8 protein-coding genes and 2 pseudogenes are annotated in these 11,429 nt (G+C 73.3%); 6 read left to right on the forward strand and 4 right to left on the reverse strand.

The features are described from left to right. The 4 genes from AOK23_RS39385 to AOK23_RS39400 all read left to right on the forward strand — a co-directional run. Nucleotides 1-1,636 (forward strand): tetratricopeptide repeat protein (locus AOK23_RS39385; RefSeq protein WP_055717244.1); only part of this gene is annotated, 1,636 nt, incomplete at its 5' end. A 91-nt stretch (nt 1,637-1,727) separates the two neighbouring features. After that, nucleotides 1,728-3,221 (forward strand): hypothetical protein, encoded by a 1,494-nt coding sequence (locus AOK23_RS39390; RefSeq protein WP_240496767.1) that lies wholly within the window; start codon nt 1,728-1,730, stop codon nt 3,219-3,221. After that, complete coding sequence (locus AOK23_RS39395; RefSeq protein ID WP_055717245.1) at nt 3,218-4,123, forward strand: hypothetical protein; 906 nt, start codon at nt 3,218-3,220, stop codon at nt 4,121-4,123. Before AOK23_RS39390 ends, AOK23_RS39395 begins: the two co-directional genes overlap by 4 nt. Next, on the forward strand, nt 4,120-5,337 hold the full coding sequence (locus AOK23_RS39400) for an ABC transporter substrate-binding protein (RefSeq protein WP_055717246.1): 1,218 nt from the start codon (nt 4,120-4,122) through the stop codon (nt 5,335-5,337). Before AOK23_RS39395 ends, AOK23_RS39400 begins: the two co-directional genes overlap by 4 nt. A gap of 47 nt (nt 5,338-5,384) precedes the next feature. On the opposite strand, the pseudogene AOK23_RS46190 reads toward AOK23_RS39400, so the two are convergent. Next, nucleotides 5,385-5,798: pseudogene (locus tag AOK23_RS46190) on the reverse strand (cation:proton antiporter domain-containing protein); the annotation flags it as partial. A 366-nt stretch (nt 5,799-6,164) separates the two neighbouring features. Between AOK23_RS46190 and AOK23_RS39410 the strand changes: the two are divergent. Continuing rightward, nucleotides 6,165-7,292 (forward strand): LacI family DNA-binding transcriptional regulator, encoded by a 1,128-nt coding sequence (locus AOK23_RS39410; protein ID WP_079049962.1) that lies wholly within the window; start codon nt 6,165-6,167, stop codon nt 7,290-7,292. Nucleotides 7,293-7,348: 56 nt separating this feature from the next. Here AOK23_RS39410 and AOK23_RS39415 read toward each other — a convergent pair whose 3' ends face one another. The 3 genes from AOK23_RS39415 to lnt form a co-directional block, all read right to left on the reverse strand. Next, entirely contained in the window at nt 7,349-8,560 is a 1,212-nt protein-coding gene (locus AOK23_RS39415) for a hypothetical protein (RefSeq protein WP_055717248.1), read from the reverse strand. Between the two features lie 197 nt (nt 8,561-8,757). After that, the gene (locus AOK23_RS39420; protein ID WP_055717249.1) at nt 8,758-9,231 is read right to left on the reverse strand and encodes an NUDIX hydrolase; all 474 of its coding nucleotides are present in this window, start codon (nt 9,229-9,231) and stop codon (nt 8,758-8,760) included. Between the two features lie 67 nt (nt 9,232-9,298). Further along, on the reverse strand, nt 9,299-10,915 hold the full coding sequence (gene lnt / locus AOK23_RS39425) for an apolipoprotein N-acyltransferase (RefSeq protein WP_055717250.1): 1,617 nt from the start codon (nt 10,913-10,915) through the stop codon (nt 9,299-9,301). 289 nt (nt 10,916-11,204) lie between these two features. Between lnt and AOK23_RS47405 the strand changes: the two are divergent. Then, nucleotides 11,205-11,429: pseudogene (locus AOK23_RS47405) on the forward strand (O-antigen ligase family protein); the annotation flags it as partial.

An 11,429-nucleotide genomic window follows, 5' to 3' on the forward strand; every position in this document is an offset into this window, starting at 1 on the left:
CATCGTCATGGAGTACGTCGGGGGCCGCTCGCTCGACTGGATCCGGCGTGCCTCCGACGCGGAACTCGCGGCCCTCTTCGGCTGCTCCTTCGGCATCGGCCATGTGATCACCTACGGCTGCAAGATCCTCGGGGCGCTGGAGTATCTGCACCATCAGGGCCTGCTGTACTGCGACATGAAGCCCGAGAACGTCATCCACTACGGGCGCGACATCAAGGTCATCGACCTCGGGGCGATCCGGCGGACCGACGACCGGTCCTCCACGCTCGTCTACACCTCGGGCTACGCGCCGCCGAAGAAGGAACGCGACCAGCGGGGCTTCCACATCGACACCGACCTCTTCACCGTCGGCCGGACCCTGGAGACCCTGGCCGCGCGCGCCGAGCCCGCCGCGGGGCTCGCCGCCCGCTCCTTCGACGCGCTGATCAGACGGGCCACCCACCCGGAGCCGGCGGCCCGCTTCACGTCCGCGGCGGAGATGTCCCGTCAGCTGTGGGAGGTGCTGCGCGAGCACCAGGCGCTCAGCGGGCACGCGCCGTACCCGGAGCGCTCCACCCGGTTCGAGCCGACGGCGGCGGTGTTCGGCGCGGCCCTCGGTACGGTGCCGGGGCTGGACCACTGGACCCGCCGCTCCGGGCCGGACATACCGGAGCTGCCCGTCGGGGCACCGGACCCCGCAGACGCCGCGCGGGCGCTGCCGGTGCCGATCCCCGATCCGGGGGATCCCGCGGCCGTCCTGCTCGGCGGTCTCGTCTCCGGCAGCCCCGAGCGCATCGCGGAGCGCGCCGAACGGGACCCGGCGCTCGGCACCGTCGAGACGGCGTGGTGGCTGTGCCGCGCCTACCTCGCCGACGGGGACACCGACCGGGCCGGGCGGTGGCTCGACCGGGCCCGCGAGCGCAGTGGCGCGTACGACTGGCGGGGCTTCTGGCACCAGGGCCTGGTGTGGCTGACACGTGGTGAGGTGCAGCGGGCGGAGGCCGAGTTCGCGGCCGCCTACGCCGCGCTGCCCGGGGAGTCGGCGCCGAAGCTGGCGCTGGGGTTCTGCGCGGAGTACCGCTCGGCCGCCGAGGACCGGACGGAGGAGTACTACGAGGCCGTCTGGCGGCGGGACCGGACGCAGGGCAGCGCGGCCTTCGGGCTCGCCCGGCTCCATCTGCGGCGGGGGGACCGGGCGCGGGCGGTCGCGGTGCTGGACGAGGTGCCGACGACGTCACGGCACTACGACGCCGCGCGCGTCGCCGCGGTCCGGGTGCTCACCGGCCGGCTGGCCGGAGCGGGGCCGACGGTGGACGAGTTGGCCGACGCGGACCGGCGGCTGGCGCGGCTGGCGGGCCCGGCGCAGCACCTCGTGGGCGGCGCCGCCTGGGACCGGCTGGTCACCGAGGTCCGCGAGAACGCGTTGGCCTGCCGCCCGCCCGGCGGGTGGGGGCCGCGTTTCCCGGCCGGTGAGGTGTTCGGGCCGCTGGACACGCGCGGGGCGTTGAGCACCCGGCTGTCCGGTTCGCTGAGGAGGCTCGCGGACCAGGCGGGCAGCGCCGTCGAGCGCGGTGAGCTGCTCGACCGGGCGTACGCGGTGCTCCCGGAGCCGGTCCGCCTGCGGGAGCTGCTGCGGGGCCGGCGACGGACGGCGTGAAGGTGCGGGGGCCCGCGGCCGGGACGCCGGCGGGCCGGGAACGGGCCGGGCGGGCCGAGGCCCGCGGACGAGGGCGAGGAGCACGGACACCGTGGACACAGGGGCATCCGTGAACGAGCACGCGAGGAACGACGGAACGGCGGGCGGCGGGGCCGCGGGGACCACTTCGGTGGGCCTCGACCTCAGCCAGTGGAAGTACCTGTCCCGCGAGGCGCGGGAACCGCAGATGCACGCCATCCTGACCGTCGAGGCCGACGGCACGCAGAGCGGCGGTGGCGCCGGCCCGATGCTGGCGCAGGTGCTGGCCGTGGACTGCTCCAGTTCGATGGCGTACCCACAGGAGAAGCTGCGCGCGGCCCATCAGGCGGCCGTGGCGGCGCTGCGGCTGCTGCCGGACGGCACACCCTTCGCGGTGGTCAGGGGCACCCAGTCGGCGGACCTGGTCTATCCGACGACGGCGACCATGGCGCGTGCCGACGCCCGGCACCGCGCGCGGGCGGAACGGGCCGTGCTGAACCTGGTGGCCGGGGGCGGCACCTGCATCGGCAGTTGGCTGGACCTGTCCCGCAGGCTGCTGATCGACGCGGACGCCCCCATCGGCCATGTCCTGCTGCTGACCGACGGCAAGAACCAGCACGACGAGCTGATGCCGCTGTCGGAGGTCCTGGACGCGTGCGCGGGACGGTTCGTGTGCGACGCCTGGGGCATCGGCGACGGCTGGGACGGCCGGGAACTGCTGCGGATCACCAGCCGACTGCACGGCACGGCGTCGTCGGTGCGGGAGGAGACGTCCCTGCCCGAGGAGTACGCGCGGCTGACGCGCCGTCTGCTCGCGAAGAGCATCCCGGAGCTGGTGATCGCGGTGACCCCGACGGCCGGGGCCCAGGTGCGCTCCCTCAAGCAGGTGTTTCCGACCGAGGTGGAGCTGGACCCGGTGGGCACGGACGGCGACGGGACCCTGCGGTTCGTCACGCGCGCGTGGGGCGACGAGATCCGCCGGTACCAGCTGTGCCTGTCCGCGGACCCCACCGGCATGCCCCCGGGCGAGGACCTGCAGCTCGCGGTCGTCGCCCTCGACGTGCCCGGCGGCCGGGGCGTGGAGGTGACGCCGCCCCTGCCGTGCGTGGTGCACTGGACCGACGACGTGGCGCTGTCCGGGCGGAGCGACATCCAGGTCGAGCACTTCGAGCGCCACCAGCGGCTCGGCGAGGCCGTCGCCGCGGCGACGGACGCCCACCGCGGCGGGCGGCGCGACGCGGCGCAGCATCACCTGGGCCGGGCCGTGCAACTGGCCCACGCCATCGGGGCCGAGCAGGCTCTCGACCGGCTGGAGCGCCTGGTGGAGGTCCTCGACGCCGAGGCGGGCCGGGTCCGGCTCCGTCCCGGTGTGGCGGCCGTGGACTTCGAGCATCTGATCACCGCGAGCAGCCACAGCACGTACGGGCCCGACGCGGGCTCCACCGACGACGTGTTCCTCGGCGACCCGGTCGCGGCCACCGTGCGGTGCCCCTCGTGCCGGGAGCGGACGCCGGCGACGGCGCGCTTCTGTCCCCTGTGCGGTCACGACCTGCGGGAGCGGGCGTGAACACCACCGGGCGTGATCTGGTGCGCAGGCTCTGGGTGCTGCTGTCCCTCGCGGTGGTCTCCACCCTGGTGCTGTTCGGCGCCTACCGGGGCGTGCACGACGACACCGTGCCGCTGGCGTCGTCGAGTGCCCCGGGAATCCTGGCCGTGGACACCGCGAGGAACGCCGTGCAGCGGGCGCACGCGGCCGTCGACGGGAGCGGGCCGGCGCCGGACGCGACGGGCGACTTCCACACCCAGATATCGGTGGCCCACCAGAGCATCGCCGTCGCGGCGTCGGAGAACGTCGCCGGCCCGGCGGACCGTCACACCCTGAAGACGATCACCGGGTTGATCACGGTGTACTCGGCGTGGGTGGAGCAGGCGGGGCAGGAGGAGGACGCGTCGCTGCGCGCGGCGTTCCTGCACTACGCGGAGCGGGGCCGGGACGACATCGTCGAGCGCCTCGACGAACTACGGGACCGGCGGCTGGCGGTCGCCCGTGAACAGGCGTCGTTCCCGTGGCCGCTGTGGCTGGGCTGGGGCACGGTGGCGGTGCTGGGCCTCGCGCTGTGCGGGGCGCTGGTGGAGGCGCAGTGGTTCGCGCGGCGCCGCTTCCGTACCGCCGTGCAGCCGTGGCTGCTCGCCGCCACGGTGCTGTGGGCGGGCTGGGTGGCGGTCCTCGGCTGGTTCACGGTGCGGGCGCAGCGGGCGATGGGTGACTCGCTCGCCGAGCTGCGCGGGGTCCGGTCGGCGGACGAGATCCCCGAGGCCGGGGCGAACGTGGAGCGGTACATGGCGGATGCCGGCTTCTGGGCGTCGCTGTCCGGCTGGGTCCTTGTCGGAGGGGTCGTGCTGATGGTGTTGACGGTGTCGGGACTGGGGCCGCGCATCTCCGAGTACCGGTTCAGGGGGCCGCGATGAGCCGCCCGCGGACCCGGACGCTCGTCGCCGTCGGGGTGTGTCTGGTGCTGCTCGCCGCGGTGGTCGTGGCGGTGCGTCTGACGGGGGGCTGGACGGGGTCGGTCACGGTGCTGGCCAACTGGAGCGGTGCCGAGCGGGAGCAGTTCGAGCGGGCGGTGCGGCCGTTCGAGGAGGAGCACCGCATCGACGTCGTGTACCAGGGCAGTTCCGCCCTGAGTCAGGTGCTGGCGGCGGATCTGGCGGCCGGTACCCAACCCGACGTGGCGCTGCTGCCGGGTCCGGGCGAGCTGACGGCGTACGCGGCCGAGGGCAGACTGGAGCCGCTGGACGGGCTGTTCGAGGCGGGTGACTACGGCGGGGTCTGGGTGCCGAAGGTGGCGGGCGGGGACGGCCGGGAGCGGACGTACTGGCTGCCGGTGAAGACCGGTCTGAAGAGCATGGTGTGGCACGGCGGCGATCTGTCGGGGGCCGGGGTCGGGCGGGCCGCCGGTGAGCCCGGCCGCTGGTGCGTGGGCATGGAGTCCGGGGCCACCTCGGGCTGGCCGGGCACCGACTGGGTGGAAGACATCCTGCTCCAGCAGGCCGGCCCGGAGGTGTACGCGCAGTGGGCGAACGGCCGCCTCCCGTGGACGGACCCCCGGGTGCGGAAGGCGTGGCGGACCTGGGGCGACATGGTGGGCGCGGGCGACCGGTCCCGGGTCGACCGCCTGCTCCAGGACAACTTCGCCCGGGACTGCTCTCGACGGAACCTGGAGCATCTGGGCTCGTTCCGCGACAGCCACTGGAAGCCGCTGGCGGGTGACTTCGTGCACTCCGCCGAAGTGATCCCGGGCGCGCGGGAGGGCGCCGACCACTGGGAGGTCTCCGGGGACCTCGCGGCCCTGCTCAACGCGACGGACGAGGCGAAGAAGCTGATCCGGTTCCTGGCCGACCCCGACACCCGGCTGCCGGACTTCACCGCCCACCGGAGGGCCGCCGCGCCGGACGGTCCTGAGGACGCGCCGAGGCGGCGGATCGGCTCGATCCTGCGTGGCGCGGAGCGGCGGCTGTGCTGGGACGCCTCGGACACCATGCCCCCGGCCCTGCGCGACGCGTTCCACCAGGCGGTGCTGCGTTTCCTGGTCGCCCCCGGCGAACTGGACGCCCGTCTGAGGGAGTTGGATGCCCTGGGCGACGACCGCCGCCCCACCCTGCCGGTGTGCGGCGGCGGTTGACGAGCCGACGGCCGGAGGCCACGGCTCACACGGGCGACGCGGGCGCAGCCGAGGACCTTGGCGATGAGGCCGGAGGAGGAGATCCAGGTGACCCCGGCGAGGGCGACGTCGGCGACCGGGCCCCAGCCGAGGAGCAGGGCCAGTCCGGCGCCGGGGGCCGCGTTGAGGACGAAGTCGACGGCGCCGGAGGGGTATTGGGTCTTGAGGTTGGTGACGAGTTCGGTGGCGCTGTACTCCAGGCCGAGCAGGAGCAGCAGCAGGATGACGCCTATCCCGGCGCCGGTGGCGACGAACCCCTCGCTGGCCCGCAGGGGGAGGATGCCGCCCTGGCCGAAGGCGAGCCCGGCGAGCAGATAGAGAGGTATGGGTGAGAAACCCATTCGTCCGGCGAGGCGTCCCAGCAGGCCGAGGGCGAGGATGATCACCCCGCGTTCGATGAGCATGGCGGTGGTGTGATGCACGGGCGTCTGTCCTCCGTTGACGAGGGCGGGCGGCGTCTGTGCCTGGTGTCGGGCGGGCGGGTACGGCGGGCGGGCGTCCGGTCAGCCCGTCACTCGCCGGTATCGGGGACACTGTCGCGAGCGGCGATCACGGCACGCACGCGGATGACTCGTCCCATGCCCTCGCCCCCGTCACGTCGGCCCTGGATCGCCGATCACTTCCCCCCACGCCTGAGCGAACACATGCTCAATGGATGCGCAACACGGAGGCCGGCGGGCTGTGCGAGAGGCAGCAACAAGAACAGTGGTAAACGTTTGCCGTTCCCCCCACGTCCCCTTCCGTTCTCGGCAAGCCCCGACACACCCCTCATGCAGTAGCGTCGAGCCGTGACGGACAACGGGAACAGCGAGCGGCCGACGACCCGAACCGGCCGGTCGGGCAGGCGCAAACGGGGTGAGGGGCAGCACACCGCCAAGGAGCGGCCCAGCACGATCCGCGATGTGGCCGCGAAGGCGGGCGTCTCCGTAGCAACCGTTTCCCGCACGCTCGCCGGGAACTATCCGGTCTCGGAAGAGGCGCGGACCCGCGTCATGGCGGCCGTGGAGTCCCTGCACTACGTGATCAATGTGCACGCCAAGGCGCTGTCCGGGCGGGTCGCGGGCCCGGTGGCCCTGGTCATCAAGGACATCACCGGTCCATCTCTCGCCCATGTCGCCGCAGGGGTGGAGCAGGAGGCCGCCGACCGGGGCCGGCTCAGCCTGGTGTGCGCCACCCACGACGATCCCGCCCGTGAGGACGCCCTGGTCCAGCTCATGCGGGAGCAGCACGCGGCGGCCGTCCTCCTCGTCGGCAGTGTCGTGCCGGACGAGGCGTACAAGCGGCGGATGATCGGCTACGCGCAGGCGCTGGACGCCGCCGGGTCACGGCTGGTGCTGGTCGGCCGCCCCGCCCCGGCGCCGGACATGCCGGTGACCGTCGTCGACTACGACAACCGGGGCGGCGCCTTCCAGGCCGTCTCGCACCTGCTGGTGTCCGGGCACCGGCGGGTGCTGTTCCTCGGCGGGGAGGCGGGGCTCAGCAGCGGGGACGAGCGCCGCGCCGGTTACCGCGACGCGCTGCGCGCGCACGGCGCCGAGCACATCGAGGAGTTGGACACCACCGGGACGTACACGCGCGCCTCGGGCTATGTCCGTACGCGGGACGCGTTGCGTGCCGGGCTGGAGTTCAGCGCGGTGTTCGCCGCCTCCGACATGGTCGCCCTGGGCGCGCTCGCCGCGGTCCGCGAGGCCGGCCTCGACGTTCCGGGCGAGGTGTCCGTCGTGGGCTTCGACGACGTGCCCTTCGCCACCGACCTGACGCCGCCCCTCACCACGGTCCGCGTGCCCTACGAGGAGCTGGGCCGTACCGCCGTACGTCTCGCCCTCGGCCGTGCGGACTCCCCCGTCGGCGACGACCACGTGGTGCTGGGAACACAGTTGGTCATCCGTCAGTCGGTGCGCCGGGTGAACTGGTAGCGGCACCCGGCCCGTAGACCGGGACGGTCCCGCGGTCCCCCGGCTCCCCTCTCGGGTCAGCGCGGGGTGTCGAGCAGCGAGGTGAGCGTCTCGGTGAAGGCGGTCGCCGACTGGTCGGCGTGCTCGCGTATCCGCGCCGCCACGGCGTCGGCGCCGCCGCCCTCCACGAGGTGGACGAGTCGGTCGAGGCGCCGCTCGTGGCCCTCGCGGGTGTCGGGAAGGGTGGTCAGATAGAAGTCCGCCGCGTCGTAGGCCATGTGGAACACATGCTTCTTCACGTCGCTCAGCGTCAGATAGTCGTCGTGGGTCGTCGGCACCGGCTCGGGAGCGCCCACGCACAGGACCGGGGTGCCGGCGCCCCAGGCGTTGACCGCCAGGTGGTAGGTGTCGGTGACGACCAGCCGGTACCGGGGCAGGACGTGCAGCAGGTCGCCGAGGGTGTGGTCGCCGGGTCGCCGCGCGATGTGGGCGGCGCGGGCCGGGACGTCCCGGTCGAACCAGGGCAGCCATTCGAGCGGGGCGCCGAGGCGGTCGGCGAGGGACGCGCAGAACTCCGGCAGCCAGGCCGGGATCTCGGTGCGCGCGCCGAGGAACACTCCGATCGCGCCGCCCTCCGGCAGGTCCTGGGACCAGGCCGTGGCCGGGAGGTGGTCCAGGTCGCCGGGGCGGGACAGCAGGGCCGCGTCCGAGCCGAAGTGCTCGGTGGCGCGGTCCCCGCGGAAGCGGGCGACCTTGGCCGCGGAGAGCGGCTCACGCGTCCAGATCCGGTGACTGCGCGTCACCAGCCGTGAGAACAGGGGGCCGTACTCCTTGTCCTCGTAGTCGGACTGCGTGTTGTGCAGGATCGTCCCGCCGTAGCTGAGGGTCCGTGACAGGAGTTCGTCCGGCTGGTCCGCCAGCAGCAGCGTGCGGTTCAGCAACTGCCGGGCCGCGTCCCGGTCCTCGGCCATGCCGAAGTCCATGAGGCGGTTCGTCGCGTCCTGCGCCAGATAGTGCCGCGTGTGCAGGAAGTCGCCCCAGAAGACGACCGCGTCGTGGTCGCGCAGCTCGTCGAGGTGCTCGGCCAACGGCCGGAAGCGGAACGGGAACTCGGTGCCGCGCGCGCACTCCCGCAGTGCGACCGTCTCCGGGGGGTGCAGGGTGTACCAGGTGGCGTCGACTTGGGTGGCCATCCGCCGCCGGAGGGACTCGAACGCCAGGTCTACGGTCACCATGCCGGTGTTGCGGTACCCGATGTTCGGCGCGGTGATGACGGCAACGCGTGCCATGTGCTCGTTTTCCCCTTCGCCGGTGCCGGCGCCGTCGTGGTCGGAAACGGATCACGAGCCAACGTACACGCCCGACCCGGGCCGCCCGCGCCCGGCCCCGCCGGCCCGGTCGCTCACCAACCGTCCTGCACGAGAGGGGAATTGGCGGCGCACCGGACCGACGAGCACCCGTGCGCCGAGTGCGGGGGAGGCCGCCGTTAGACGATGGGGTCGAACCACGTGGGCGCGTCGGACATGGCCTGCTTGATCCGGGACAGCGCGAACTCGCTCAGGTCGGGCAGGGCGTCCAGGGAGTACCAGCCGACCTCCAACGACTCGTCGTCGTTGACCCGTGCCTCTCCCCCGACGGCACGGCACCGGAACGTGGTGTCCATGTACTGGCAGACGTCCCCGTTGTCGTACCGCACCGGGGCGAGTGCCTGGACGAGGACGATCCGCTCGGCCACGCACCTGATCGCCGTCTCCTCCTGGACCTCGCGCACGGCACAGGCCGCGGGCTGCTCCCCGGGATCCGGGATGCCGCCGATGAGCGACCACTGGCCGTTGTCGGACCGGCGGTTCAGCAGCACTCTGCCCTCGTCGTCGAAGACGACGGCGGTGACCCCGGGAAGCCAGAGGAGCTGATGACCGGCCGAGACGCGGAGCGTGCGGATGAATTCAGGGGTAGCCATGGAGCCGACCCTAACGGGCCGGTTCCCTCACCCCGACGCTTCCCGGACGCGCACGCGCGGCGTACGGCTACACGCCACCGGCGCGCCTCCCGCGCACACCGGCCCCGATCGCCCAGCCGAGCCCACCGGCCGCGACCAGCACCAGCAGCATCTCGGGCAGGATGCCGACCTTGGTGGCGGGTGTCTCGGAGGAGCGCAGCGGCACCTTCTGGACCAGGGAGTCGGCGACGAACATCCCGGTCCGCTGCGTGATCCTCCCGTCAGGCATGATGATCGCGCTGACGCCGCTGGTCACCGGCACGGTGACGGTGCGGCTGTGCTCGACCGCACGGACCCGGGACATGGCGAGCTGCTGGTAGGTCATCTCGCTGCGGTCGAAGGTGGCGTTGTTGCTGGGTACGGAGATCAGCTGGGCGCCGTCGGTGACCTCGGAGCGCACCGCCCAGTCGAAGGCCGCCTCGTAGCAGGTGACGAGACCGACCTGGGCGCCGTCCATGGTGAACACGCCGGGCTCGGTGCCGCGGCTGAAGTCCTTGCGGACCATGGACGTCCACTGGTCGTTGATGGCGCCGATGAGCGACCTGAGGGGCAGATATTCGCCGAACGGCTGGATCTGCCGCTTGTCGTAGGTGTCGGTGGGGCCCTTCTCCGGGTCCCAGAGGATCTGCTCGTTGTAGAGCTTGCCGTCGCGTTCGACGACACCGCCGACGGAGATGGGCGCGCCGATGGCGGTGGCCGCCCGCTCGATGACCGCGCGGGCGTCGTCGTTGGCGAAGGGGTCGATGTCGGAGGAGTTCTCCGGCCAGAGCACGAAGTCCGGCCGCTCCACCTTGCCGGCCTTGACCTCGGCGGCGAGACGCTCGGTCTCCTTGGCGTGGTAGTCGAGGACCGCCCGGCGCTGGGCGTTGAAGTCGAGCCCGAGCCGCGGGACGTTGCCCTGGATGACCGCGACGGTCGCCGTGCCGTCCTCGGCCTTGTCGCTGACGAGGCCGCGCGAGGCGAGGGCGCCGGCCACGGGGACGGCCACGCTCAGCGCCGCCACGGCGGCGGTCCCCCGGCGCAGCGCGGCACCGGTGCGCCGGGCCTCGACGATCAGCCGGACGATCTCGAACAGCCCGTAGCCGCACAGGACGACCGCGAAGCCGAGGACCGGGGTGCCGCCCAGCGCGGCGAGCGGCAGGAAGACGCCGTCCGCCTGGCCGAAGGCGATCTTGCCCCAGGGGAAACCGTTGAAGGGGGCACGCGCGCGTGCGGCCTCGCCGGCGACCCACAGGGCGGCGGCCCACAGGGGCCAGCCGGGGAGCTTGGACACGACGGTGGTGCCCGCGCCGACGAGTGCCACGAACACCGCTTCGATGGCGACCAGCGCGAGCCACGGTCCGGGGCCGACCTCCACACCGGTCCAGACGAGCAGCGGCAGCAGGAGGCCGAGGCCGAAGAGGTAACCGAGGCCGAGACCCGCCTTCCAGCTCCGCCCGCGCAGCACCCAGCCGAAGCCCGCGAACGCCGGCAGGGCGAGCCACCACAGGGTCCGGGGCGGGAAGCTGACGTAGAGCAGCACTCCGGAGAGCGCCGCGGCGGCGGCCGGGAGGAGCCGACGGGCCCATCGGGACGCGCGGGAAACGGGCGCGGCCTGGGGTTCGAGCTGTTCCGGCTCGTCTACGGGAGTCGCGGTGACGGTCACTTGGGGAGTGTACGGCGCGTGCCCCGGGCGCTCACAGCGCGGTCCGCCCGGTCCCGGTGCGGCCCGGACGAGGGTTCGCCGCACCTCTGCAGCATCGTTCCTGCGCAACTCGTCCACACTTGGGCACCTCACCCGTTACGGTGTGCCCGAGCCTCTGACGTGCGGCCGAACACGGTTGAGCGGTCGGGGCCCGGCACAGTCGGGGGGCGTTTTGGGGTCCACAGGGACGGAGCCTGCGGCCGGAGCGTCGGCCGCGTCCGACAGACGGAACGTTTCCGATGTCACGGGCGTGATCCTGCTCGGGGCGTGTGCGGCCTGGTCGCTGGTCACGGCGGCGGCACGGGGCGGCCGCCCCGAGGGTGTGCTGCTGGCGGTGCTGGCGGTGTCGGCCGGGTATGCGGCGGGGCGCATCTGCGGTGCCCTGCTGCCGGTCGTGGCGCCGGGCGCGGGGGCGCTCGCCGCTCTCGGTCTGGCGGTCGCCGCCCCGCACACCACGGTGAGCTCACCGTTCATC

The organism is Streptomyces torulosus, from assembly GCF_001419765.1.
Lineage (GTDB): Bacteria > Actinomycetota > Actinomycetes > Streptomycetales > Streptomycetaceae > Streptomyces > Streptomyces torulosus.